At 51.4% G+C, this 25,876-nt stretch carries 25 protein-coding genes; 13 read left to right on the top strand and 12 right to left on the bottom strand.

What is annotated here, in order from left to right; all coding sequences use genetic code 11:
* The first annotated feature begins 153 nt into the window (after positions 1 to 153).
* Together nhaA and nhaR are read left to right on the top strand one after the other, a co-directional pair.
* Positions 154 to 1,332 (top strand): Na+/H+ antiporter NhaA, encoded by a 1,179-nt coding sequence (nhaA, locus tag EDF88_RS10955; protein ID WP_064513807.1) that lies wholly within the window; start codon positions 154 to 156, stop codon positions 1,330 to 1,332.
* A 66-nt stretch (positions 1,333 to 1,398) separates the two neighbouring features.
* Positions 1,399 to 2,292, top strand: coding sequence for a transcriptional activator NhaR (gene nhaR, locus EDF88_RS10950; RefSeq protein ID WP_064513805.1), 894 nt, complete (start codon positions 1,399 to 1,401; stop codon positions 2,290 to 2,292).
* A 73-nt stretch (positions 2,293 to 2,365) separates the two neighbouring features.
* Here nhaR and rpsT read toward each other — a convergent pair whose 3' ends face one another.
* Positions 2,366 to 2,629, bottom strand: coding sequence for a 30S ribosomal protein S20 (gene rpsT, locus EDF88_RS10945; RefSeq protein ID WP_064513803.1), 264 nt, complete (start codon positions 2,627 to 2,629; stop codon positions 2,366 to 2,368).
* A 326-nt stretch (positions 2,630 to 2,955) separates the two neighbouring features.
* Between rpsT and ribF the strand changes: the two genes are divergently transcribed.
* Genes ribF through ispH form a run of 5 tightly spaced genes read left to right on the top strand, consistent with a single transcriptional unit; the run spans position 2,956 to position 8,644 of the window.
* Complete coding sequence (gene ribF, locus EDF88_RS10940) at positions 2,956 to 3,888, top strand: bifunctional riboflavin kinase/FAD synthetase (protein WP_064513801.1); 933 nt, start codon at positions 2,956 to 2,958, stop codon at positions 3,886 to 3,888.
* 28 nt (positions 3,889 to 3,916) lie between these two features.
* Positions 3,917 to 6,733: an isoleucine--tRNA ligase gene (ileS, locus tag EDF88_RS10935; RefSeq protein ID WP_134184669.1), complete on the top strand. Its 2,817-nt coding sequence runs from the start codon at positions 3,917 to 3,919 to the stop codon at positions 6,731 to 6,733.
* Positions 6,733 to 7,239, top strand: a complete 507-nt coding sequence (lspA, locus tag EDF88_RS10930) for a signal peptidase II (RefSeq protein WP_064513797.1) — start codon at positions 6,733 to 6,735, stop codon at positions 7,237 to 7,239. Before ileS ends, lspA begins: the two co-directional genes overlap by 1 nt.
* Before the next feature lie 3 nt (positions 7,240 to 7,242).
* On the top strand, positions 7,243 to 7,713 hold the full coding sequence (gene fkpB, locus EDF88_RS10925; RefSeq protein ID WP_034459386.1) for an FKBP-type peptidyl-prolyl cis-trans isomerase: 471 nt from the start codon (positions 7,243 to 7,245) through the stop codon (positions 7,711 to 7,713).
* Positions 7,694 to 8,644, top strand: coding sequence for a 4-hydroxy-3-methylbut-2-enyl diphosphate reductase (gene ispH / locus EDF88_RS10920; protein WP_134184667.1), 951 nt, complete (start codon positions 7,694 to 7,696; stop codon positions 8,642 to 8,644). The genes fkpB and ispH overlap by 20 nt, the downstream gene beginning before the upstream one ends.
* A 71-nt stretch (positions 8,645 to 8,715) precedes the next feature.
* On the opposite strand, the gene EDF88_RS10915 is transcribed toward ispH, so the two are convergent.
* From EDF88_RS10915 to EDF88_RS10890, 6 genes are all read right to left on the bottom strand, one after another.
* The gene (locus EDF88_RS10915) at positions 8,716 to 9,621 is read right to left on the bottom strand and encodes a dihydrodipicolinate synthase family protein (RefSeq protein ID WP_134184665.1); all 906 of its coding nucleotides are present in this window, start codon (positions 9,619 to 9,621) and stop codon (positions 8,716 to 8,718) included.
* The gene (ilvD, locus tag EDF88_RS10910; RefSeq protein WP_064513792.1) at positions 9,621 to 11,333 is read right to left on the bottom strand and encodes a dihydroxy-acid dehydratase; all 1,713 of its coding nucleotides are present in this window, start codon (positions 11,331 to 11,333) and stop codon (positions 9,621 to 9,623) included. Before ilvD ends, EDF88_RS10915 begins: the two co-directional genes overlap by 1 nt.
* 14 nt (positions 11,334 to 11,347) lie before the next feature.
* Entirely contained in the window at positions 11,348 to 12,754 is a 1,407-nt protein-coding gene (locus tag EDF88_RS10905) for an MFS transporter (protein ID WP_134184663.1), read from the bottom strand.
* A 60-nt stretch (positions 12,755 to 12,814) separates the two neighbouring features.
* Positions 12,815 to 13,456 (bottom strand): 2-dehydro-3-deoxy-6-phosphogalactonate aldolase, encoded by a 642-nt coding sequence (locus tag EDF88_RS10900; RefSeq protein WP_064513787.1) that lies wholly within the window; start codon positions 13,454 to 13,456, stop codon positions 12,815 to 12,817.
* Positions 13,453 to 14,355: a 2-dehydro-3-deoxygalactonokinase gene (locus EDF88_RS10895; protein ID WP_134184661.1), complete on the bottom strand. Its 903-nt coding sequence runs from the start codon at positions 14,353 to 14,355 to the stop codon at positions 13,453 to 13,455. The genes EDF88_RS10900 and EDF88_RS10895 overlap by 4 nt, the downstream gene beginning before the upstream one ends.
* A 98-nt stretch (positions 14,356 to 14,453) precedes the next feature.
* The gene (locus EDF88_RS10890) at positions 14,454 to 15,185 is read right to left on the bottom strand and encodes a FadR/GntR family transcriptional regulator (RefSeq protein ID WP_064513783.1); all 732 of its coding nucleotides are present in this window, start codon (positions 15,183 to 15,185) and stop codon (positions 14,454 to 14,456) included.
* Positions 15,186 to 15,285: 100 nt separating this feature from the next.
* Here EDF88_RS10890 and rihC point away from each other — a divergent pair, with 100 nt between their 5' ends.
* The 3 genes from rihC (at position 15,286) to EDF88_RS10875 (ending at position 17,644) form a co-directional block, all read left to right on the top strand.
* Entirely contained in the window at positions 15,286 to 16,203 is a 918-nt protein-coding gene (gene rihC, locus EDF88_RS10885) for a ribonucleoside hydrolase RihC (RefSeq protein WP_064513781.1), read from the top strand.
* A 102-nt stretch (positions 16,204 to 16,305) separates the two neighbouring features.
* Positions 16,306 to 16,869 (top strand): glucose-6-phosphate isomerase family protein, encoded by a 564-nt coding sequence (locus EDF88_RS10880; RefSeq protein WP_064513778.1) that lies wholly within the window; start codon positions 16,306 to 16,308, stop codon positions 16,867 to 16,869.
* Entirely contained in the window at positions 16,862 to 17,644 is a 783-nt protein-coding gene (locus EDF88_RS10875; protein ID WP_064513777.1) for a glucose-6-phosphate isomerase family protein, read from the top strand. Before EDF88_RS10880 ends, EDF88_RS10875 begins: the two co-directional genes overlap by 8 nt.
* Positions 17,645 to 17,728: 84 nt before the next feature.
* On the opposite strand, the gene EDF88_RS10870 is transcribed toward EDF88_RS10875, so the two are convergent.
* From EDF88_RS10870 to EDF88_RS10850, 5 genes are read right to left on the bottom strand one after another with little or no spacing between them, the layout of a single operon-like run.
* Complete coding sequence (locus EDF88_RS10870; protein WP_034459364.1) at positions 17,729 to 18,544, bottom strand: PTS system mannose/fructose/sorbose family transporter subunit IID; 816 nt, start codon at positions 18,542 to 18,544, stop codon at positions 17,729 to 17,731.
* Positions 18,544 to 19,341: a PTS sugar transporter subunit IIC gene (locus EDF88_RS10865; protein ID WP_064513773.1), complete on the bottom strand. Its 798-nt coding sequence runs from the start codon at positions 19,339 to 19,341 to the stop codon at positions 18,544 to 18,546. The genes EDF88_RS10870 and EDF88_RS10865 overlap by 1 nt, the downstream gene beginning before the upstream one ends.
* Positions 19,342 to 19,352: 11 nt before the next feature.
* The gene (locus EDF88_RS10860; RefSeq protein ID WP_064513771.1) at positions 19,353 to 19,847 is read right to left on the bottom strand and encodes a PTS sugar transporter subunit IIB; all 495 of its coding nucleotides are present in this window, start codon (positions 19,845 to 19,847) and stop codon (positions 19,353 to 19,355) included.
* A 9-nt stretch (positions 19,848 to 19,856) separates the two neighbouring features.
* On the bottom strand, positions 19,857 to 20,285 hold the full coding sequence (locus tag EDF88_RS10855; RefSeq protein WP_064513769.1) for a PTS fructose transporter subunit IIA: 429 nt from the start codon (positions 20,283 to 20,285) through the stop codon (positions 19,857 to 19,859).
* Positions 20,286 to 20,289: 4 nt separating this feature from the next.
* Complete coding sequence (locus EDF88_RS10850) at positions 20,290 to 22,035, bottom strand: mannose-6-phosphate isomerase (protein ID WP_134184659.1); 1,746 nt, start codon at positions 22,033 to 22,035, stop codon at positions 20,290 to 20,292.
* 198 nt (positions 22,036 to 22,233) lie between these two features.
* On the opposite strand from EDF88_RS10850, the gene EDF88_RS10845 reads away from it, so the two are divergent.
* From EDF88_RS10845 to carA, 3 genes are all read left to right on the top strand, one after another.
* The gene (locus EDF88_RS10845) at positions 22,234 to 23,241 is read left to right on the top strand and encodes a LacI family DNA-binding transcriptional regulator (RefSeq protein WP_134184657.1); all 1,008 of its coding nucleotides are present in this window, start codon (positions 22,234 to 22,236) and stop codon (positions 23,239 to 23,241) included.
* Between the two features lie 169 nt (positions 23,242 to 23,410).
* Positions 23,411 to 24,232 carry a 4-hydroxy-tetrahydrodipicolinate reductase gene (dapB, locus tag EDF88_RS10840; protein ID WP_064513762.1) on the top strand — a complete coding sequence of 274 codons (822 nt, stop codon included), beginning with the start codon at positions 23,411 to 23,413 and terminating at the stop codon, positions 24,230 to 24,232.
* Positions 24,233 to 24,698: 466 nt separating this feature from the next.
* The gene (gene carA, locus EDF88_RS10835) at positions 24,699 to 25,859 is read left to right on the top strand and encodes a glutamine-hydrolyzing carbamoyl-phosphate synthase small subunit (protein WP_064513760.1); all 1,161 of its coding nucleotides are present in this window, start codon (positions 24,699 to 24,701) and stop codon (positions 25,857 to 25,859) included.
* Positions 25,860 to 25,876 lie beyond the last annotated feature (17 nt).

Raw genomic sequence — 25,876 nt, 5'->3', positions numbered from 1 at the left:
CAGGTATTCATTAGTTTTTTATGTGATTTGATTCGTTATTTCCGATCATTGAATGCAATATAATCTACTTTTATCGATGTGTTAGGCGCGCTATGCTTAATACATATTAATGCCCTAAATGATTTAAGGCAGTTTGAAAACCGGGATGAAAAGATGACAAAAAAACTAAAATACTTTTTCAATAATGATGCCTCCAGCGGCATCTTTTTAATCCTTGCCGCTGTGCTGGCAATGGTTCTTGCCAACTTGAGCTCCACCAGTGACCTGTACCAGTCGTTTTTAAATACGCCGGTAGAGGTGCGTATTGGTTCGCTGGATATCAGTAAAAATCTACTGTTGTGGGTCAACGATGCATTGATGGCAATCTTCTTCCTGATGATTGGCCTTGAAGTAAAACGCGAAATGGTAAGTGGCTCACTTGCCAGCATGCGCCAGGCATCGTTCCCGGTTATTGCGGCATTGGGCGGTATGGTCGTCCCTGCAGCAATCTATTTGCTGTTCAACTTCCAGGACCCGATTACCCGTGAAGGTTGGGCGATTCCGGCGGCAACCGATATCGCTTTCGCACTGGGTATTCTGGCATTGCTGGGCAATCGTGTACCGGTCGCACTTAAAGTGTTCCTGATGGCTTTGGCCATTATTGATGATTTGGGCGCGATCGTAATTATCGCTCTGTTCTACACCAGCGATCTCTCCATCCTTTCGCTGGCTGTTGCTGCTGGTGCTATTGCTGTACTGGCATTACTGAATATCTGCAATGTGCGCCGTACTGGTTTGTATATTTTGGTTGGCGTGGTGTTGTGGACCGCAGTATTGAAATCGGGCGTTCATGCAACGCTTGCTGGGGTAATTATTGGTTTCCTTATCCCACTGAAAGAAAAAGATGGGCGCTCTCCAGCTAAAGAACTGGAGCATGTGCTGCATCCTTGGGTCGCATTTTTGATTCTGCCGTTGTTTGCTTTTGCCAATGCGGGCGTTTCATTAAGCGGTGTGACTTTTGCCGGGTTAACCTCATTGTTACCGATGGGGATTATGGCGGGTCTGTTTATCGGCAAGCCACTGGGTATTAGCCTGTTCTGCTGGGCAGCACTGAAGCTGAAACTGGCAACGTTGCCTGAAGGGACGACCTGCAAGGAGATCATGGCGGTCGGTGTGCTTTGCGGGATTGGCTTCACAATGTCTATCTTCATTGCATCGCTGGCATTTGACGGTGCAGACCCGGCGCTGATTACCTGGGCCAAACTGGGTATTCTATTAGGGTCACTGTTCTCAGCCGTCGTCGGTTACTGCATGTTGAGAAGCCGCTTCAGCTCGCAATTACAGCATCATTAATTTATATACTAACGGCTCCTCGGGAGCCGTTAGCTAATGGATTGTTTATCAGGGAGTGAAAAACATATGTCACACATAAATTACAACCATCTCTATTACTTCTGGCATGTCTGCAAGGAAGGGTCAGTGGTAGGTGCTGCTGAAGCGCTGTATTTAACGCCACAAACCATAACCGGCCAGATCAAAGCGTTGGAAGAGCGCCTGCAAGGTAAACTGTTCCGCCGCCAGGGGCGTGGTCTGGTGCCTTCTGAATTAGGCCAGCTTGTTTTCCGCTATGCAGACCGTATGTTTACCTTAAGCCAGGAAATGCTGGATATCGTGAACTACCGCAAAGAGTCCAGCCTGTTGTTTGATGTCGGTATTGCGGATGCGCTATCAAAACGCCTGGTGAGCGGCGTGCTTGATGCGGCTGTCGTTGAAGACGAGCAAATCCACCTACGCTGTTTTGAATCGACCCATGAAATGCTGCTTGAGCAATTGAGCCAACACAAACTGGATATGATCATCTCTGACTGCCCGATTGATTCAACTCAGCAGGAAGGGTTGTTCTCGGTAAAAATTGGCGAATGTGGCATTAGTTTCTGGAGCCAAAATCCGGTGCCAGATTTGCCTTTCCCTGCCTGTCTAGAAACCCGACGCTTGTTGATTCCAGGCCGCCGGTCGATGTTAGGGCGTAAGATTTTGAACTGGATTAACACTCAAGGATTGAAGGTTGAAATTCTCGGTGAGTTTGATGATGCGGCGCTGATGAAAGCCTTTGGTGCGGCACACAATGCGATTTTTGTCGCGCCGACCCTATACGGGCAGGATATCTATAACGACGAGAATATTGTTGAGATTGGGCGAATCGAGAATGTTATGGAAGAGTATCACGCCATATTTGCTGAACGAATGATTCAACACCCGGCGGTGCAGCGTGTGTGCAATCGGGATTACTCGGCTTTGTTTAAAGAGATTTAAATCAGGACTCAAATTTCAGATATAAAAAAACCGGCATAAGCCGGTTTTTTTCAAGCTAACAACAAGTTGGCGATTAAGCCAGTTTGTTGATGTGCGCTACAAGGTTAGCCTTATGACGCGCAGCTTTGTTTTTGTGGATCAGACCTTTGCTAGCCTGACGATCCACGATTGGTTGCATTTCGTTAAATGCTTTCTGTGCAGCAGCTTTGTCGCCAGTTTCAATCGCTGCGTATACTTTCTTGATGAAAGTACGCATCATAGAGCGACGGCTTGCGTTGTGCTTACGAGCCTTTTCAGACTGTACAGCACGTTTCTTAGCTGATTTGATATTAGCCAAGGTCCAACTCCCAAATATGATCTATGTAGACAATTCAAAGGCCGAGGAATATGCCCTCTTAGCCTTCTTTTGTCAATGGATTTGTGCAAATAAGCGCCGTTAAATTTCCGGAGCCTCTTACGTTGTGATGGCGCGGATTCTACCAGCATAACGGTCATGAATACAGCTTTAAGCAACAAAAATCGTCCAGTGATGTGCATCCATGTAGAAACCAGGCGCCAGTTCGATGAAATCCTTGATGCTTTATGCCAAAGGGTACAATCGCCGGTTAACCTTCACCGTGGTAATTGATATAATCCGCCGATTTCCACTGTTTTGAGCCAGCCATGAAGCTGATACGCGGCATACATAATTTACGCCAGAACCACCACGGGTGTGTCCTCACCATTGGTAATTTTGATGGCGTGCATCGAGGCCACAAGTCCCTTTTAAAAGGGTTGTGTGCACAAGGGCGTGCGCGAAATCTGCCGGTGATGGTCATGATCTTTGAACCGCAACCGCTTGAGCTGTTCGCGGGTGATAAAGCTCCAGCGCGCCTCACACGCCTGCGCGAGAAGCTGCGTTATCTGGCTGAGTGTGGTGTGGACTACGTACTATGCGTGCGGTTTGATCGCCGCTTTGCGGCACTCACAGCACAAAGTTTTGTCAGCGATCTGTTGGTAGACCGCCTCGGGGTAAAATTCCTCGCGGTCGGTGATGATTTCCGCTTTGGTGCTGGTCGCCAGGGGGATTTCTTGTTATTACAGAAGGCTGGCCTCGAATATGGTTTTGACGTTACCAGTACGCAAACTTTCTGCGAAGGTGGCGTGCGAATCAGTAGCACGGCGGTTCGCCAGGCACTGGCTGATGACGACTTAACGCTTGCCGAAAGTCTATTGGGTCATCCGTTTATTATCTCCGGGCGTGTCGTCCATGGTGATGAACTGGGAAGAACCATTGGTTTCCCCACGGCGAATTTACCGCTGCGTCGTCAGGTTTCCCCGGTGAAAGGGGTGTTTGCAGTAGAAGTCGCAGGCCTTGGCGATAAACTGCTGCCGGGTGTTGCCAATATTGGTACACGGCCAACGGTAGCGGGCCTGCGCCAACAGCTGGAAGTCCATTTGCTGGACGTTGCAATGGACTTATATGGGCACCATATTGATGTGGTGCTACGTAAAAAAATACGAAATGAACAACGGTTTGCTTCGCTTGATGAACTGAAAGCGCAAATCGCCAAAGATGTGGTAACCGCCCGCGAATTTTTTGGGCCCAATACCTGAGCAAGCTAACTACGGAACCGAGAATCTAATGAGTGACTTTAAATCTACCCTGAATTTACCGGAAACAGGGTTCCCGATGCGTGGCGACCTCGCCAAACGCGAACCGGGCATGCTGGCTCGCTGGAATGATGATGACCTGTACGGCATCATCCGTAATGCAAAGAAAGGCAAAAAATCCTTCATTCTGCATGATGGCCCTCCATACGCGAACGGCAGCATTCACATTGGTCACTCAGTTAACAAGATTCTGAAAGACATTATCGTGAAGTCCAAAGGTCTTTCCGGTTTTGACTCTCCGTATGTTCCAGGTTGGGACTGTCACGGTCTGCCAATCGAACTGAAAGTAGAACAGCTGATCGGCAAGCCTGGTGAGAAAGTTTCTGCGGCTGAATTCCGCGCAGCATGCCGTAAATACGCGGCAGAGCAGGTAGACGGGCAGCGTGCCGACTTCATCCGTCTGGGTGTGTTGGGCGACTGGTCACGTCCTTACCTGACTATGGATTTCAAAACCGAAGCGAATATCATCCGTGCGCTGGGTAAAATCGTCGGTAACGGTCACCTGCATAAAGGGGCTAAACCTGTGCACTGGTGCGTTGACTGCCGTTCAGCCCTGGCTGAAGCGGAAGTTGAGTACTACGACAAAACCTCTCCATCTATCTTCGTTAGCTTCCAGGCTGTTGATGCTGACGCGGTAAAAGCGAAATTTGGCGCAACTCAGGTTGATGGCCCGGTTTCCATGGTTATCTGGACCACCACACCGTGGACTCTGCCAGCTAACCGTGCGGTTTCTCTGAATGCAGAATTCGAATATGCGCTGGTGCAGGTTGATGGCCAGGCGTTGATCGTTGCTAAAGATTTGCTCGAAAGCGTAATGAAGAGCGCGGCTATCACCGAATGGACTGTTCTGGGCACAGCTAAAGGCGCCGATCTGGAACTGACTCGCTACAAGCACCCGTTCTTAGATTTCGATGTGCCGGCGATTCTTGGCGAGCACGTTACGCTGGAAGCAGGTACTGGTGCAGTGCATACCGCTGGCGGCCACGGCCCTGACGACTACGTGATCAGCCAGAAATACAATCTGGAAATCGCTAACCCGGTTGGCCCGGACGGTTGCTACCTGCCAGGTACTTATGAAGGTCTGGATGGCGTACAGGTGTTCAAAGCGAACGACCTGATCGTTAACATCCTGCGTGATAAAGGCGTTCTGCTGCACGTTGAGAAACTGCTGCACAGCTATCCGCACTGCTGGCGTCACAAAACACCAATCATCTTCCGTGCAACACCTCAATGGTTCATCAGCATGGATCAAAAAGGCCTGCGCGCGCAGTCACTCAAAGAGATCAAAGGCGTGCAGTGGATCCCGGACTGGGGCCAGGCGCGTATTGAATCTATGGTTGCTAACCGCCCGGACTGGTGTATTTCCCGCCAGCGTACCTGGGGCGTGCCAATGTCGATGTTTGTACACAAAGACACTGAAGAGCTGCATCCGCGTACTCTGGAATTGATGGAAGAAGTTGCTAAGCGTGTTGAGCAAGACGGCATCCAGGCGTGGTGGGATCTCGACCCGCGCGACATTCTGGGTGATGACGCTGACAACTACACCAAAGTGCCAGATACTTTGGACGTGTGGTTCGACTCCGGTTCAACGCATTCATCTGTTGTTGATGTGCGCCCTGAGTTCAACGGCCATGCAGCAGATATGTATCTGGAAGGTTCGGATCAGCATCGCGGCTGGTTCATGTCTTCACTGATGATTTCGACGGCGATGAAAGGCAAAGCGCCTTACCGCCAGGTACTGACTCACGGCTTCACCGTTGATGGTCAGGGCCGCAAAATGTCTAAATCCATCGGTAACACTGTTTCTCCGCAGGATGTGATGAACAAACTGGGCGCGGATATTCTGCGTCTGTGGGTGGCATCAACGGATTACACCGGTGAAATTGCGGTGTCCGATGAGATCCTGAAACGCGCTGCTGACTCTTATCGTCGTATCCGCAACACCGCGCGCTTCCTGTTGGCAAACCTTAATGGCTTCAATCCAGAAACCGATATGGTGAAACCGGAAGAGATGGTTGTGCTGGATCGCTGGGCTGTCAGCTGTGCGCAGGATGCACAAACCGATATCCTCGCGGCTTACGAAAACTACGATTTCCACGAAGTGGTGCAACGCCTGATGCGTTTCTGCTCCATCGAAATGGGCTCGTTCTATCTCGACATCATCAAAGACCGCCAGTACACCGCGAAACCTGACAGCGTAGCGCGTCGTAGCTGCCAGACTGCACTGTTCCACATTGCAGAAGCGCTGGTTCGCTGGATGGCACCAATCATGTCCTTCACCTCTGACGAAATCTGGGCGTTCCTGCCAGGCAATCGTGAGAAATACGTCTTCACCGGCGAGTGGTACGAAGGTCTGTTCGGCCTGGCTGACAGCGAAACGATGAACAATGAATACTGGGACACGCTTTTAACTGTGCGTGGCGAAGTGAACAAAGTTATCGAACAAGCGCGTGCTGATAAGCGTGTGGGCGGCTCTCTGGAAGCAGCAGTTACCCTGTATGCCGACAGCGAACTGGCGGCGAAGCTCAACAGCCTGGGCGAGGAATTGCGATTTGTCCTGTTGACCTCAGGTGCTGAAGTTGCCGATTATTCGCAGGCAACTGATGACGCACAGCAAAGCGAAATCCTGAAAGGATTGAAAGTTGCCCTGCGTAAAGCCGACGGTGAAAAATGCCCGCGTTGCTGGCATTACACTACCGACGTCGGTCTGGTTGCGGAACACGCAGAAATCTGCGGCCGCTGTGTCACCAACGTAGCCGGTGACGGCGAAAAGCGTAAATTTGCCTGATGAGTAAATCGATCTGTTCGACCGGACTGAGCTGGCTGTGGCTGGTGGTCGTGGTACTGATTATCGATCTGGGCAGCAAATACCTGATCCTCCAGCATTTCATGCTGGGGGACACCGTATCGCTGTTCCCGTCGCTGAATCTGCACTATGCCCGCAATTACGGTGCCGCGTTTAGTTTCCTTGCGGATAAAGGCGGCTGGCAGCGCTGGTTCTTCGCGGGTATCGCCATCGGTATCTGTGTGATTCTGGCGGTGTTGATGTATCGCGCCAAAGCAAGCCAGAAGCTGCATAATATCGCCTATGCTTTAATCATTGGCGGTGCACTCGGTAACTTGTTTGACCGGTTGTGGCACGGTTTTGTGGTCGACATGATTGATTTCTATGTCGGCGACTGGCACTTCGCCACGTTTAACTTAGCTGATACGGCAATCTGTATCGGTGCGGCGCTGATTGTCCTGGAGGGGTTCTTCGTCTCCTCCGACAAGCCCGCAAAGCAAAAAGGGTAACCCATGGCTGAGTCTATCCAGGCCAATAGCAGAGTATTAGTGCATTTCACGCTGAAACTCGAAGATGGTTCCACTGCCGAGTCGACCCGTAATAACGGCAAGCCGGCACTCTTCACGCTGGGTGACGAAACACTGTCACCGGGCATGGAAGACCAGCTTGTCGGCCTGAAAGCAGGGGACAAAAAAGCCTTCTCACTGGCACCTGAATCGGCGTTTGGTATTCCAAGCCCGGACATGATTCAGTATTTCTCACGTCGTGAATTTATTGATGCGGGTGAGCCGGTGCCAGGGGCGATTATGCTGTTCACCGCAATGGATGGCAGCGAGATGCCAGGTGTTGTGCGTGAGGTTAACGGTGATTCCATCACCGTTGACTTTAACCACCCACTCGCCGGGCAAACCATTCATTTTGATATCGAAGTACTGGAAATTGACCCGGTACTGGAGGCGTTGAATGCAGATCCTGTTGGCTAACCCTCGCGGCTTTTGTGCCGGGGTAGACCGCGCTATCAGCATTGTTGAAAACGCGCTGGCCATTTACGGCGCGCCAATTTATGTCCGTCACGAAGTGGTCCATAACCGCTACGTGGTAGACAGCCTGCGCGAACGTGGGGCGATTTTCATCGAGCAAATCAGTGAAGTGCCTGATGGCGCAATCCTGATTTTCTCAGCACATGGTGTTTCCCAGGCGGTGCGTAACGAAGCCAAAGGCCGTGATTTAACGGTATTCGATGCGACCTGCCCGCTGGTGACCAAAGTGCATATGGAAGTGGCTCGCGCCAGCCGCCGTGGTGAAGAATCCATTCTGATTGGCCATGCTGGTCACCCGGAAGTGGAAGGCACCATGGGCCAGTACAGCAACCCAAAAGGTGGTATGTATCTGGTTGAATCACCGGAAGATGTCAGCAAGCTGGATGTGAAAAACGAAGCCAAACTTTCGTTTATGACCCAGACCACGCTATCTGTGGATGACACTTCTGATGTGATTGACGCGCTGCGTAAACGCTTCCCGAAAATCATTGGCCCGCGTAAAGACGATATTTGCTACGCCACTACCAACCGTCAGGAAGCTGTGCGTGCGCTGGCTGATGAAGCGGATGTGGTGTTGGTGGTTGGCTCGAAAAACTCGTCCAACTCCAACCGCCTGGCAGAGCTTGCACAACGCATGGGCAAGGCCGCATATCTGATTGACGATGCGACCGATATCCAGGAATCCTGGGTTAAAGATGCGGAATGCGTTGGTGTTACGGCAGGTGCGTCTGCGCCAGATATTCTGGTGCAAAACGTTCTGGCTCGCTTGCGTGAGTTAGGTGGCAGCGAAACCCGTGAGCTTGTTGGGCGCGAAGAAAATATTATCTTCGAAGTGCCGCGTGAACTGCGTATGGATGTGAAAGAAGTCGAGTAATCGTTATCCATCGCAAACACCAAATTCAAAAGGGGAGCTTATGCTCCCCTTTTTTGATCAAGCGTCACTCCTCACAGTTGGAAGTCAGTCAGGAAGCGATCAATCGTCTGATGGTCTTCACTGGACAGTTGCCAGCCAGGCTTGCGGCAATAGTCCGTTGCGATAATCCCACGCTTCATCAAAATCGTTTTCTCAACCTGAATGATGTATTCGCAATGCGTCATCCAGCGTTGGATATAGGGTAACAGCGCCTGATGCAGTGCCTCTGCCTGTGCTGTTTCGCCCCGCTGCCAGTGCTGATAAATCCGCACATACACTTCAGCAAAAGAACAACCCGGCATCACGCCTTTTCCGCCTGCTGTCAGCATTTGCAACATGTACAAACCGGCATATCCATTGAGTACGCTGACCTGTGGGGCTTTAACGAGAAACTCCCTTGTATAATCCACTGGTGGATTACACTCGATTTTGAATACCGCATGCGGGTAGCGGTCTGCGACTGCTGCTAGTTGTTCAGGCGTAATCGGCAACCCGGTTTCACCCGGCGCGTACTGCACCATCACCGGAATATCCACCGCTTCCAGCACGGCAAAAATATGTGCCTGAATCGCTTGTGGATTAGGGCTGAGGAAAAACGGTGGCAGCAGCATCAGCGCATCCACACCCAGAGAGGCGTAGTATCGGGCGCGTTTTACGGCCACTTCCGTGCTGTGATCGGTCACCGACATCGCCCGATAAAGCGGGCTACCTGCCAGTGTGCTGACAAACATTTGTGCAAGCCGGTTACGCTCGCTGTCTTCCAGTTTGGGAAACTCGCTGGCGATACCAAAAAGCGTGGTGCCTTGCACGCCAGTCGTCGCGAGATGCTCCAACAGGCGCACAAAACTCACTTCATCAATTTCGCCGCTAGAGGTAAAAGGCATCGCAACAATCGGATTTACCCCGACGATATTCGTCGCGCTATAGCGCTGAGTCATCAGTCTTCCTCCCGGTCAGCCAGCACGGCACCCTGTGCGGCTGGAAGTGCCCAACGGCGATACAAACGCAGGAAGCCGCGTGGCACTTCTTTATCTACCGGTTTCCAGTGCTCGCGACGGGTTGCCAGTTCGGTTTCTGAAACGTGCAATGTCAGCGTGCGGGTTGGGATATTTATAGAGATTTCATCGCCATCTTCTACCAGACCCAATTCGCCGCCATCCACCGCTTCCGGTGAAATATGGCCGACGAACAGACCACGGTTGGAGCCTGAGAAACGCCCGTCAGTAATCAACGCACAAGTATCAGAAAGCCCCATACCTTCAAGCGATTTCATGGGCTTGTACATCTCTGGCATTCCCGGCCCGCCTTTTGGCCCTTCATAACGCAGCACCAGCACGCTACCCGGCTGGATTTGGCCGGACATGATGGCTTCCACAGATTCCTGCTCACTGTTAAACACCACCGCAGGGCCACGGAACACCATCAGGTTTTCCGGTACGGCAGCAGGTTTCACCACGCATCCGAGTGGCGACAGATTGCCGTGCAGCACAGCAACACCGGCCTCATTACGCACGGGAATGGCTAAGGTATGGATGACTTCCGGGCGGCAACTCCGGGTTGCTTCGGTCAGCAACTCAGCTTTGGTTTTTCCAGCCACGGTCAGCGCATTCAGATCCATCAATTTGCTGATTTCATATTCGACCGCTTGCACACCACCGGCTTCCCAGAAGTCGATCATGTCGTGTTCAGAGGCCGGATAAAGCGAGGCAACCAATGGCACCTGATGGCTTAACTCATCAAAAGCAGACAGCGGCAAATGGCCCAGCTCTGCTTCATAATAGATTGCCTGTAAATGCAGAATTGCGTTGGTCGAACCGCCCGTAGCCAGCAAATAAATCATCGCATTGCGGATGGATTCAGCGGTAATGATCTGGCGTGCATTAACACCATCCAATACCAGTTTGACGGCCTGACGACCGGTTTCCACAGCACATTCGCGGCGCTCTTTTGAGATAGCAGGCAGCGTACTGCTACCCGGTAAACTCATTCCCAGCACTTCTCCGATACAGCACATGGTGTTCGCGGTGCCATACATGGTGCAGGAGCCAGGGCCGGGTTCGGCTATATTTTCAATGTGGGCGAACTCTTCTTCGCTGATTTCACCGCGCATTTTCCAGCCAATGGCTTCGGTGACGATATTGCCGTCCCAGTGTTTACCTTTATATTCAGCCGGGTACATTGGGCCGCCGTTAACCATAATCGCCGGGATATCCAGGCGTGCAGCGGCCATTAGCATCGCCGGAACGATTTTGTCGCACGAGCCGAGTAGCACCATGCCGTCAAAACGGTGGGCACGCATCATCACTTCAATCGACGCGGTGATCACTTCACGGGCAGCGAGGATGTAACGCATCCCCAGATGCCCTTCAGCTATCCCGTCGCAAGGGGCGATAGTGCCAAACACCATTCCGACACCACCGGCTTCATCAATGCCTTCGAGCACTTTGGCGGTCAGTTCATTCAGGTTTGCATGTCCCGCCGTCGCATTGGTGTAGCTGTTCACTACTGCGATTACAGGCTTACGCAGTTGTTCATCGGTATGACCCATGGATTTGTACAGCGCACGTTTCAGTGCGCCATCGTCACCTTCGAGGATCGGGTTGAAATGCGTGCCACAACTGGCACATCCGCCACCGCCACATCCACTCATAGTTTCTATCTCTTCTAAACGTTGCGATTAATAGTCGCGTTAATATGTTGGGCAGCATCAAGCTGCTCACCGCTCTGTTCGGGTACAGCGATAACTTTCTTCGGATTCGCCAGCCGTGCTGGCAGGGCGAGAATGAGTGGCGCACACAGCAGCAAGAAGGCCGCGAGGATATATAAGCCCGTGTCGGTGCGCCCGGTGGTGTCTTTCAGCCAGCCCAATACTGTCGGGCCAAAGAAACCTGCCAGGTTGCCGATGGAGTTGACGAAGGCGATACCTGCGGCTGCGGCCGTGCCGGAAAGCAGGGCGCCAGGCAGGCTGATGTAGGTTGGAATCAATGCCAGGGTGCCGGACATCGCCACGCAAATCCACGCCATCATCCAGAAGGTGGATCCGCTGCAATACGCACTCAATGCCAGGCCCACGCAGCCAATCATGGCGGGAATAGCGATGTGCCAACGACGTTCTTGTTTCAGGTCAGAATGGCGACTGTTCCACACCATAAAACAGGCACCGAAGACATACGGCAGTGCCGCGAGCAGGCCGATATGGAAATCGTCGCTGACGCCTGAGGATTTGATGATCGACGGTAGCCAGAAGTTGATGCCGTAGTAACCGATGTTGAAGCTAAAGAACACCACCGTCAGCAGCCAGACGTAGCCGTTTTTCAACATTCCTTTCACGCTGCTATCCACTTTGCCTTGGTTGGCACGTGCACGATTGGCGGCATCTTTTGCCAGATCGTTAATGACGACCTGTTTTTCGGCATCGCTCAGCCACTTCGCTGACTTCACATCGTTATCGAGATAACGCAGCACCACAAAAGCGAGCAGGAAAGAGGGAATTGCTTCAACCAGGAATAGCCACTGCCAGTTGTGCAGGTGGCCAACTCCTTCAAACATCTTTAGGATCAAGCCCGAAAGCGGGCTGCCGATAATGGTCGAAAGCGGCGTAACCAGAATAAACAGACCGAGCGTGCGAGCAGAGCGCCACGACGGGAACCACAGCGTGAGATAGAACACGATTCCAGGGAAGAAGCCGGCCTCTGCCACACCGAGTAAAAAACGCACTATGTAAAACTGTGTCGGGGTGGTGACAAACATCATGCCAGCCGAAAGCACCGCCCAGGTTGCCATAATGCGGGCAATCCAGAAACGCGGCCCGAAACGCTGCATCAGCAAGTTGCTCGGCATCTCAAACAGGAAATAACCGATAAAGAAGATGCCCGCACCCAACCCATACACGGTGTCACTGAAGTTCAGTGCATCTTGCATGTGTAGTTTAGCGAACCCGACGTTAACGCGGTCCAGATAGGCGAAGAAATAACATAAGATCAAAAACGGGATTAGGCGTCGCGTTATCTTGCTATAAACCTTTGACTCCGCTGCCGAAGCTGTGGGTTTGTTGTCCAGAGTTTTGCTCATTGTTCTGTCTCCAGAAAATTCAGGGTAAGAGGTTTTTTATTGTGTAGGGAATCTAATGTTCTATTGCTCCAGCCAGGCTTGCTGATATGCCTGCGCCCGTTCACGCAATACAGCCATGCTCATACCTGCCTGATACAACCCGCCACCCAGGCCAAAACCATCGGCTCCTGCCTGAATATAGCTGCGCATTTGCGCAGCATCAGGTTGGATACCACCGACGGGTAAACAGGCCACTTCACGTGGGACGACTGCGCGGAACGCTTTGGTTATTACTGGGGTGATATGCTCGGCCGGGAATAATTTCAGCGCGCTCGCCCCGGCATCTATGGCGCTAAAAGCCTCGCTGGGTGTCATGACGCCAGGGAGACTTATCAAGCCGCGTTTCACCGAATGGCGAATCACATCGGGATTACAGTTTGGGGAGATGATCAATTGCCCGCCGCATTCAGCAACGCTATCAACTTGTTCCACATTTAACACCGTGCCCGCACCCACATAGCCACGGTTGCCTACGGTGTCTCTCATCAGGTGAATAGATTTCAGTGCAGATGGGCTATTAAGGGGGACTTCCAGGTAATGGAAACCGCACTCCAACAGAATTTCTGCGGCTTCAACAGCGTGCTCGGGCGTTATACCGCGCAAAATGGCAATCAACGGTAGAGGCTCTTGTTGCCAGCGGGCAATAAATTGTTCCGGGCTCATTTTTGCATTCCTTGTAGTCGATTAAAGAGGTGACTGAGGCCCGTCACGAAGCAGGCGTCGCCATCAGCCGATAGCAGATTGAGATCCATCTGGTTTGCTGCAAGTTGATATCGAGCTATCAGCGCCGGGTTGCCCACAACCCAGGCGTGTTGGCCTGCGGGAAGTGCTTTAAGTTCATAGCCAATCACCAGGCCTGAGAGATAGCTGTGAACGTGGGATTCCTGGATTTCTAAGGCCAGACGGCGTGTTCGCGCTGAAAAGATCAGGTGACTGAATGGCGCATCACGCAGGGCTGTTGCCACGCCAAGCAAGAAAGCCTCTTCACTTTCTTTCTGTTCTGGTAGTGCGCGCCCAAGGATTGAGTGCTGGCTTAAAAGCGAGAAGAGTTCACCGCTCATAAATGTTGAGAAGGCGGTGATTTCCCCGTTCACGATCGTCGCGTGTTTGCTGTGAGTACCTGGCAGCAAGACCAGATGTTCATTTGCAGGATGTAATGCGGCGAGCCCCAGTAATTGGACTTCTTCGCCACGCATGACGTCGGGCTGGTGGTATTGGCTCATCCCCTGTACGCCAGGCACAATCCACGCTGGACTGCCCCATGGTGTCGTGAAAGCCAGTGTCCGAGTGATTAAATTGTCGATGTCGCAAGGCAGCGGAGCGTAGGGTACTTCCCGCCAGCCTTGCTGTGAGCCGACCATCCCCGCCATCACGACGGGCAATGCTCCATGCTGCTCAAGCCACGGTTGCAGTAAGTTTTGCAGCGTGCTGGAAAATTGCCCTTGTTCAATGGACAACAACCCGCAGGCTTGATTGATTTGGGTAACTTGTACACTTTCCTGCATCAAAAATGCCCGGAAATTAGTCGTGCCCCAGTCGATGGCGATCCAGTTGTTTTTCATTTCAAGTAATACAAACCATGTAATCTTGTAATACAAGAATGCTAGAGCAAAAAACACCCACAATCTGTGAGAGAGATCGAAATTACATCAGGAGAGGATCAAATAATGTGGTCGAACATTTCCGGACGATCTTGCCAGATGCGTTTTTTGGCCGCATTCAACAAGATGGTGCGCATTTGCTGGCGGGCAGTCTCGACTTGTTTAAGGCGAATAGCATCAAACAGTTGAAAGTGATCATCAACGGCGGCTTTGGTCTGGCGAACATCTTTCTCAATCGTCTGTTTGAAAGACAGTTCCATGGCTGCGGAAAGCGCATTACCGAGAGCCAGTAAGAAAGGATTATGAGTAGCACGCAGCAGCGCATGGTGAAATGCCAGATCACCTTCTTCAAATAAGGCTCTTTGCGCTTCAACCTGACCTTTACGCATCAACTGGAGTGCGTCTTCCATCGCTGCCAAATCATGTCCGTTGGCGTTTAATGCTGCGAGTGTTGCCACATTTGGCTCGAAAATCAGGCGTGTCACAATCAGTTGTTCAACCAGTTTCAGGTCAACTTCACCTTCGGCAAGCCACCCCAGAACATCAATATCCAACAGACTCCACTGTTCACGATTATTTACCGTGCTGCGTTTTTTGGCCTGAATGGAGATAAGCCCTTTTGCGGCAAGTACCTGGAGGGCGTTGCGTACTGAAGTGCGGGAGACTTCATACTCCACGGCCAGTTCGTTTTCACCTGGTAAAGAAAGCCCCGGCGCGAGATCGCCATGCATGATACGGCGTGCAAGATGCTGGGTGACAGATTCAGAAATATTTGTCTGTGGGACTTTCATTACACTTTCTCGGTCGTGACTAAACATGGAAATGAGCTACATAGTAAGCTAATCGCGCCGTAATCGCACCGTATGTACTTAAAAGATAAGAGAGCAATGTATGAGTAGAACTCCAATCATTCTCGATACCGACCCTGGCATCGACGACGCCGTAGCCATTGCCGCTGCACTTTTTGCCCCGCAGCTTGATTTGAAGTTGCTGACCACGGTCGCAGGCAATGTCAGCGTCGAGAAAACGACCCGCAACGCGCTGCAACTGATGCACTTCTGGCACAAAGATATTCCTGTTGCTCAAGGGGCAGCCACGCCGCTGGTGCGTAAATTGCGCGATGCGGCCTACGTGCACGGCGAGTCCGGCATGGAAGGTTATGCATTTGTCGACCACCAACGCCAGCCGCTGGATAAACCCGCTTTTCAGGCTATTTATGAATGCCTGAACGCAAGCCCTGAAGCTATCACGCTGGTGGCCATCGGGCCGTTGACCAATATTGCGCTGTTGCTCACGCAATACCCGCAATGCAAAGCGAAGATCAAACGGCTGGTGATCATGGGCGGATCGGCGGGGCGCGGCAACTTCACACCAAACGCCGAGTTTAATATCGCCATTGATCCAGAAGCTGCAGCACGAGTGTTCGAAAGTGGGCTGGAAATTGTGATGTGCGGCCTGGATGTCACCAATAAAGCGATGTTAAGCCCTGCATATTTAGAGCAGCTCCCATCTCTTAACCAAACCGGAAAAATGCTACACGCGCTATTTAGTCATTACCGCAGCGGCAGCATGGTGACAGGTTTGCGGATGCATGATTTATGCGCCATTGCCTGGTTGGTGAAGCCTGAGTTGTTCGTTGTGAAGCCTTGTTTTGTGGCTGTTGAAATCCACGGAGAATTCACTTCTGGCACGACTGTTGTGGATATCGAAGGGCGCTTTGAACGGCAACCCAATGCTCAGGTTGCGCTGGATTTGGATGTCGATGGTTTTCAGGCATGGGTGGCGCAAGTCCTGGCGTTGGCACCCTGAGAATTTGCGCGACATAGATCGACTTTCTCCGGTCTGATTAAGCGGTTAATCGATTAACCTGCTATGCTAATTTCGCAGTTCTCCTTGGGCCGGAGAAACAACATGACTATTCCTTTCTTTATGCCACCAGGTGTGGCGTTCGCTAACGGCCATTTCACGGCTGAAAATATCATTACTAAGGTCACGCATAGCGGGGATCTGGCTGGCATATTTCACGATCAAACTGCCTGGCGGGCGATCTCTTCAGAAACGCCAATTTACCAGGTTGAAATGCTGAGTTCAGCGCAAGGTGACGGCGAGCTTTATGTGGGAACCACGCATCTGAATCCGGGGCGTGTTGGCGACGAATTTTACATGACCAGAGGGCATTTTCATCAACGGCGCGAGCAAGGTGAGGTTTACTTTGGCCTGCGTGGAAGTGGCCTGTTGCTACTGCAAACTGAGCAGGGTGAGACGAGGCTGGAGCAAGTCTTCGCTGGCTCTGTCCACATCATTCCAGGTTTTACAGCACATCGTCTAATCAACACCGGAACGGAAATTCTCTCAGCACTGGCAGTCTGGCCAACCATTGCCGGGCATGACTATGCCTCGTTGGCAAAGGGCTTTGCGCTACGCGTTATAGAGCAGGATGGCAAAATTCAGGCGAAGGAGGTGCAAAATGGCTGAGCCGCTCCTCAATTTCGGACTGGATATGCAGGTCCATCACCAGCCAATGGGTTTTAGCTACGGCGAAGAGGTAATTGGGCCAGTGCCGGAGATCCGTAAACTCGATCAGATCCGTGCTTCATTGCGTGATCCTTTGTGCCAGGGGCCGGAAGATGTTTATGCGATCGTCATGGATGTTGCTCGATTGCAGGACAGAGAAGAACTTAAAAAACGGATGTTACTGTTTGGCGTGGTGACTTACGCTTCCGGGCGGTTGGGCGATGAACCTGTCCGCAGCCAGGGGCATATTCATCGGATTAGTGCGCACAGTGGCTGGTCGCCGCCAGAGTTATATGAAATCTGGCAGGGTAAAGCGATTATTTACATGCAGGAATATGTTTCCGACGATCCGGGGCGCTGCTTTGCAATCGTGGCCGGGCCTGGCGAAAAAGTGCTGGTGCCGCCGGGTTGGGCGCATGCCACGATCTCAGCTTCACCTGATGAACCGCTGACATTTGGTGCCTGGTGCGACCGGGAATATGGATTTGAATACGAAGCCGTGCGGGCATACAAAGGGCTGGCGTGGTATCCACTATTGCAGGATGAGCATATTGCCTGGCAGCATAACCGTCGCTATATGCCGGGGCGTTTGCAGGTGACTTCACCACGCAGCTATACCGAATTTGGGATTACCGATGAGCCGCTATATCAACAATTTATTGATGATCCCGCGCGTTTTCAATTTATCTCAAAGCCAGGAATGATGAGCCAGAAGTGGGTGGGTTTCCATCCTTAAAAGAGTCGGATGTCGCTCACGCTAATCCGACCTTCGGGCTTGGTGTTGTACGGTGGATAGGCGTAAGCGTCATCCACCGTTTTTTTAAGAGAACAACCCCACTGCTACGCCTACTGCCGCTAACACTAATAACAGCAACATCGCTTTCACCGGTGACACGCCGCGTTTTGCCATCAAATACCAGGTACCAATCACCACCAACAATGGCAATAAATTCGGGAAAATCCCGTCCAACATTTGTTGCACATGAATATTCACGCCGTCTTTGGTGACAAATTCAAGTCCGGTGCCGAGCTTCACGTAACTTGCCGCCACGCCACCCATCACGAATACGCCGAGCAACGATAGCGCTTCACGCAGGCGAGTCGATTTGCTGCTCACCAGCATCTCAACGGACGTCGATCCCATGCGGTAGCCTTTCAGGAACAGGAACCACGAGCCAGGAATAATAATCGCCAGCCACGCCACGCAGTAAAACAGTGGCCCTAGAATATTCCCTCCCGCCGCCAGCGCCATCCCGATACTGAGCAGAATCGGGATTAACATCCCTGGAATCATTGAATCGCCAATTCCAGCCACTGGCCCCATCAGTCCCACTTTCAGGGTGTTGATAGTTTCGCCGTCGATTGGCTCACCGTTGGCGCGCTTCTCCTCAAGACCCAGCACCATGCCGTTGACTATCGCACCCAACTGCGGCTCGGTGTTATAGAACGACGCGTGGCGTTTGAGCATCTCTTTGCGTTGTTCATCATCGGGATAGAGCTTTTTCGCCACCGGCAACATACTCAAGCAAAAGCCGAATGACTCCAGGCGCTCAAAGCTCATTGAGGAGAGGTTGTACATCATCCAACTACGCCAGCAACGGCGCAGATCCTGGCGAGTGAGTTTACGTTCTTCCATCAGAATTCATCCTCATCATCAGCGGGCGTGGAGGCTGTACGTTCAGCCTGTGGCTCAGGTTTGTAGTTGTAGTGAATCAGTGCCAGTAACGCGCCGACAATCACCAGCGCCACCATATTTAGCTTCAGGAAAACAATGCAGATAAACCCCACCAGGAAGTAAATCAACATGCTGTAATTCTTGATGATTTGTTTAAGCAGAATGGCGATACCGACAGCTGGCAGAATCCCGCCGAGCACGTTCATGGTGGAAAGAACGATGTGCGGCAGGCTGTCCATAAAGGCGTTGATATACTGCGCGCCGAAATAGACCGCGATAAACGTTGGAATAAAACGCATCAGGAAGTTGGTGGCTTGCGGCCAGATAGCGCTGTTGAGATACACGCCGCGCTCGTCGCCCTTTTCCAGCGCGATATCCGCACGGTGGTTCCACCAAGAATTGAGCACCATCATGGCGTTGAATAACACGGTGCCCGCAATACCTATAGTGGCAGCTAACGCTACAGCCACTTCAGGGCCTTTATTGGAAAGAATGCCCAGTGCAATGGCCGGGAAGGCCACAAAGTTGAGATCCGCAGGCATAGAACCACCGGGGGTTACCATGGCGATATACACGGCCTGAACCGCCACGCCGATGATAATCCCGGTTTGCACATCGCCGAGAATAAAACCTACCAGCATCCCTGAAACCAGTGGGCGGGTAATCAGATACCAGCCGCCAGTCAACCCCAGTAGCCATGGGCTACTAAGCGCACCGAGGTAACAGAGAATGCCGATTAGAGCTGCTTCGAAAGCCATAATGCACTCCTTTATTTGAGTTTTTGTCGAGCATCTTGCCAGCTGTAACTGCTGGCATCGGGTACCAGTCGAAATTCAATCTGGTGCCCGTGCTGCGAGAGATAGTCGAACGCCGCTATCTCTTCGGGATTCACAGACTGATTCGGGCCAATGGTGGTGGTAGTGGCTCGTGCGCTCATCGGACCAACGTTGATTTTCTTATTGCTGTTTTGCAGGCTGATACCGGCTTCTTCAATGCGTTTAAGCGTCACCGGAGATTTACCAATCACGAAATAGTGCTTCTCACTGGCGATGATCTTCGGCAGTTTTTCAATCGCGGTGGCGGTATCAAACAACCAGACTTTGGTGTCCTGCACCGCACCTTTCATCACCGAAGACAACAACGGATCGGCGGCAACAGCGTCATCAATGGCGATGATCCCATCGCACGGCAACTCCTTTGCCCAGCGGGTGATCAACTGGCCGTGGATCACCCGATCGTCAATGCGTACAAAAGAAATACTCATCGCTGCCCCTTAGAAATCATCAGATTGTGTGGTTTCAGCCAGTTGGGCCTGAACCAGCGAGTCGCGCGACTCTTCCAGTAAAACCGCTGCTGCTTGGGCGACATCGGTCAGATCTTTTATTTCATCGCTTAGCAATAGCATCGGGAAATTAACACCTCCCAACACCGCCATTGGCGGCTGCGTTTGCGGATCGAACGCATGATGGCAGGCGATATTCCACGGCGTGCCGCTTTGCAAATCGCACAACACCAGCACACCATCAGCATCTTTGGCGGCCTGTTTCAGCACCGCGGCAAACTCATCGCCAAAACTATTGATGCCCTTGTTCTCAGTGAGCATCACCGGGAATACATGCGGCAATTCGCCATAAACCATTTTGCTACCGGCCAGTAGTGCTTCGGCAAGCGAGCCATGTGTTGCCAGAATTACGTTAATCATCTTGTTATCCTCTTACCCAGGCTTTCATGGTGGCGAGCTGTTGACCTACACCGCTGCCATATGGAGAAATGCGATATTCGCCGACTGCCGCTGGAACAATGAAGGTTTCGGCGTAATGCACCACAAAGGGTTCGAATGCGCCGCTCGGGCTTTCAACCAGCGCTTCACTGCCTTCCACCAGATTCAGTACGTTCACGCCACCATGAGTGTGGTGCGTGACTGGCTGTGTAAACCAGTGGCGGCGGGTTTCGATAAACTCACGTTCATGTAGACCCGTACGTTCTTCGCGCCAGCCATCACCTTCCGCGATAGGCTCGAAATGATTCACCAGATGCTCGGTGACCCATTGCGTATCACGTTGCCAGTCAATCACTTGCGCGCCATGTTCCAGATGTAGCGGACGTGGTAGACCATCCAAACCGAGGCGGCCCCAATCCCACAATTTGAAAGTGAAAATATACGGCGTTGCGCTGATCTCCAGCACCATTGCACCGGATCCAGAGCAGTGAACGGTACCTGCCGGGATCAGGAAGTGATCGTGTTTACGTGCCGGGAAACGGTTAACGAATTTCTCATCATCAAAAGCTTTTTCACCCCGCTGCGCACTCGCAAGATCGTCGAGCATTTCCTGTGGATTAATACCGGTTTTGGTCCCCAGATACACTTCCGCACCAGGCTCTGCTTCCAGCATGTAATAGCTCTCATCCTGGGTGTAATGCATGCCGAAATGCTGCTGGATGTATTCGGTAATCGGGTGAACCTGGAAGCTTAAATTCTGCCCGCCGATGGTATCGAGGAAGTCGAAGCGGATCGGGAATTCCGCACCAAAACGGGCATGCACACGCTCGCCAAGCAACGGGCGAGGGTAGAGCAATACCAGATCCTGAGAGGGGATCTCGATCCGCACATCACCAAAACGCAGTAACAGGCTGTTCTCCTCGGGCACACAGTCAAAACACCATGCGTAATTTGGTTTTGAGGGATCGAGATCGAATTTGTCTTTCATCCATTGACCGCCCCAGACTCCTGGGTCGAAGAATGGCACTACGCGGAACGGTTGTTGCGTGGTTTGTTGCAGCGCGTAGCGTAGCGCTTCACCGCTGACCATTGCTGGTTGTTCGGCATTGGTATCGAGTAGGAAATCTGCACGTTTCAGAAGCGGCGTTTTATGACGATCAAACACACGCCACTCAATGAAAAACGCGCGTTTGTAGCGGCGCAGAATATCTTCATCTGTATTATTCGCGCCCCAGTTGCCTAGTTCACCACGGCGAAAACGCTGCTGGATTTCCCAGCGCGCCAGATCCGCATACACCAGAACATCCCCTGAATGAATAAGTGCTGCTCCCGGGCCGTAAACCACTACCAATCCTTCGGTTATTTCAGCGACCTCTAGCTGTGCGGCGGCGAGTTTTTCCGGGCAAAGAAACTCATTTAATTCATGGCATGAGAGTACGCCAAACACCCGGTCATCCGTCAGGTTGCGTGCCAGCAAATCATGCAGATGTTGTTCACTTAAGCGCGCAGATTCGGCATTAATGGTGAGTGTTGGGTTGAGTTGTGCAATGAGTTGCGCGTGAATCTCTTCGAGTTGAACGCCTGGGTAGCAGTCAATAACCAACACGGTTTTTCCCGAGCGAGCAAGTTGCTTACTGACGGCTTGTTGGATTGCGGGCCAACCCTGCCATGCGTGATGGTCAAATCCCGAAACGCTGACTTCGGGATACTTATCGTATGATGCCGGATGCATATTCTTCTCCCTGTTCTTGATAAATTAAGATTAATCGATTAACCGACTTTGAACAGGGTGGTAAACGCGATTAACCCGCCACTTTTAGCAAGATGTCGCCTGAAGTTGAGTTATCTGTGATGGCTTTCACATGGAGAAATGCATTTTTTTGGTTATTCGATTAATCTGAGAATAATTGCTAAATACCAAGGAGTGCTAATGAGCACCGTAACCCTTGCCAAAGTCGCAAAGCAGGCGGAAGTTTCAACTGCTACCGTTTCAATGGTGTTGCGTAACCGAGGCAGAATTTCTGACGCCACTCGAACCCGTGTGCTGAAAGCTCTGGATGACCTGGGGTACGTGTATAACCAAACGGCAGCCAATTTACGCAATCGCACCAGTAATCAGGTCGGACTGCTGCTGCACGATATTACCAACCCTTTTTACGGTGAAATGACTGCCGGGCTAAGCCAGGAAATGGAACGTCACGATCTGCTGCTATTTTTGGCAAACAGTGAAGAGTCCGGCGAGCGCCAGCAAAAATTTGTCGATTCTCTGATGCGCAATAACGCCTGCGGCATGGTGTTGTGCGCGGCACGGGAAACGCCATCGATATTTTTCGAAACCCTGAAGCGCCGTAATATTCCGGCGATTATGGTGGTGCGCCCCATGGACGATGTGGACTTCGATTTTGTCGGCACCGATAACTTTTTGGGCACTCAGTTGGCGACACAGCATCTGTTACGTCTTGGGCATCGCAACATTGCATTTATCGGCGGTAGTGAAAATTCTATTAGCCGTGCACAGCGTATCGGCGGCTACAGCAGCAAACTGCTAGAGCACCGTATCCAGCCGAAAAGTGAATGGGTGGTTTCATCGCTCGCGAGTCAAAGTGATGGTGCCCGCGTGGCTGAAGAGCTATTCCGGCAGTATCCGGAAATCACGGCCGCTGTCTGTTATCAGGATATTGTGGCACTCGGCGTCATGCAGACACTGCGTAAAATGGGACGCCAGACAGGCATCGACTTCGCGCTTGTAGGTTTTGACGATATTACCGAGGCATCTTTGGTTCAGCCGGCGCTGACGACAGTTTCGGTCGCCGCTAAAGAGATTGGTCGCAAAGCTGGAGAGCTGTTATTTAGCCGTATTCAGGGTAACGATGAGCCCCCAAAACGTATCATCCTGCCTCCAACGCTAGTGGTGCGGGAGTCATGTGGGTTTGCATAATGGGTGATTTAAAACCTTTTGATTATCAGGTGAATGATGGGTTTTACTGATAACTTCAGCGTTTTGTCATAAATTTCTTATTATCGGTGTTTTCGAGTGGCGGCTTGTGAGCGGGCTGGTTAACCTGAGAACGTTATATATGCAGATTAATATAGAAAAGAGAGTGAATATGGATGGATCACAAGTCCGTGTAGCAATCGCGGGTGCGGGTGGTCGCATGGGGCGACAACTGATTCAGGCTGCATTACAGCTGGATGGCATCAAACTCGGTGCAGCACTTGAGCGTACAGGGTCATCCCTGGTTGGTAGTGATGCAGGTGAATTAGCCGGTGTAGCGAAAACAGGCGTTATCGTGAGCGACAGTCTGGATGCCGTGGTCAACGACTTCGATGTCTTTATCGATTTCACTCGTCCTGAAGGCACGCTGAACCATCTGGCTTTCTGCCGCCAACACGGTAAGGGCATGGTTATTGGGACGACGGGTTTTGATGATGCGGGCAAACAGGCGATTACTGACGCTTCAACACAGATCCCAATTGTCTTTGCCGCCAACTTTAGCGTTGGTGTGAACGTGATGCTCAAGCTGTTGGAAAAAGCTGCAAAAGTGATGGGCGACTATACCGATATCGAAATCATCGAAGCGCATCATCGTCACAAAGTTGATGCTCCATCGGGTACCGCTCTGGCGATGGGCGAGGCTATTGCTCATGCGATGGATAAAGACTTAAAAGAGTGTGCGGTCTATTCCCGTGAAGGGTACACCGGCGAGCGCGTTCCAGGCACTATTGGTTTTGCCACAGTGCGTGCAGGCGACATTATTGGTGAACATACGGCGATGTTTGCGGACATCGGCGAGCGTATTGAAATCAGCCATAAAGCATCCAGTCGTATGACTTTTGCAAATGGTGCAGTTAAGTCTGCATTATGGCTGAGTGCTATGAAAAGTGGTCTTTATGACATGCGTGATGTCCTTGATCTTAATAGTTTGTAATCGTTATTACCCATCGTGATGTGGTTATTTCAATCGTAATTACTTGATTGATAGGGCAATATTTTATTGCCCTTTTTATTTAATGTTATTTTTGTTGTTTGTTTTAATTATTTGTTTGTAATGCTTGTAATTGTACCTTTATGACCCGTTCATCATTGTTTTTTTGTCATTTTTGACCATTTGGTCCACTTTTTACCTTCTTGCAATCAGATTCCCATTCATCCAGGCCCGCAACCGATTACGCACCGTAAGTTAGCTGTTGATTTCACCGGTCAATTCCTCTTTTTCACATCAGATCGCTAAAAAACACATAAAAAGTTGCGCTTATGGTAGACTTTTCCCCGGCCGCTCACTAGAATGCCGCCGTTTGTCAAAAATCCAAATGACAGGCTGTTTTGCATTGATTCCTGAATTCGTTTTGAATTAATATGCAAATAAATTGACTGTTTATTCCCTGGAGGGCGTTTTGATTAAGTCAGCAATATTGGTTCTGGAAGACGGAACCCAATTCCACGGTCGGGCCATTGGGGCATCGGGTTCGGCCATTGGGGAAGTCGTTTTCAACACCTCTTTGACCGGTTATCAAGAAATCCTCACTGATCCTTCCTACTCCCGCCAGATTGTCACTCTTACTTATCCTCATATCGGAAATGTCGGCACCAATGCTGCTGACGAAGAATCCTCCCAGGTACATGCGCAAGGCCTCGTTATCCGTGACCTACCACTGATTGCCAGCAACTACCGCAATACCGAAGACCTTTCTTCCTATCTTAAGCGCCATAACATTGTGGCCATCGCCGATATCGATACCCGTAAGCTGACCCGAATTCTGCGTGAGAAAGGTGCACAGAACGGCTGCATTATTGCCGGTGATAACCTGGACGCCACTCTGGCTCTTGAGAAAGCAAAAGCCTTCCCTGGCCTTAATGGTATGGATCTGGCGAAAGAAGTGACCACTCAGGAAGCTTACGCCTGGCAGCAGGGGAGCTGGACACTTGAAGGCGAGTTGCCTGAAGCGGCTAAAGAAGAAGATTTACCGTTCCATGTCGTCGCCTACGATTACGGCGTGAAGCGCAACATTTTGCGCATGTTGGTTGACCGCGGCTGCCGCCTGACGGTGGTTCCGGCGCAAACATCAGCTGAAGATGTGTTGAAGATGAATCCAGACGGCATCTTCTTATCTAACGGCCCAGGTGACCCGGCACCATGTGATTACGCTATCAGCGCAATCAAATCCTTCCTGGAAACCGACGTGCCGGTATTCGGTATCTGCTTAGGCCACCAGTTGCTGGCTCTGGCAAGCGGCGCGAAAACCGTGAAGATGAAGTTTGGTCACCACGGTGGTAACCACCCGGTTAAAGATTTGGATCGCGATTGCGTGATGATTACTGCTCAGAACCACGGTTTTGCGGTAGAGGAATCAACACTTCCGGCGAACCTGCGCGTGACCCATAAGTCACTGTTCGATGGCACGCTGCAAGGCATCCATCGTACCGATAAAGCGGCATTTAGTTTCCAGGGCCACCCTGAAGCAAGCCCGGGTCCACACGATGCGGCACCACTGTTTGACCACTTTATCGAATTGATTAAGCAATACCGTTCTACCGCCACTCTTAATAGCAAGTAAGTATCAGGAGCTAAATA

The organism is Buttiauxella sp. BIGb0552 (genome assembly GCF_004366275.1).
GTDB classification, from domain to species: Bacteria; Pseudomonadota; Gammaproteobacteria; order Enterobacterales; family Enterobacteriaceae; genus Buttiauxella; species Buttiauxella gaviniae.
Note: the sequence above shows the minus strand (reverse complement) of the source record. Positions and strands in the feature narration are given on the sequence as shown.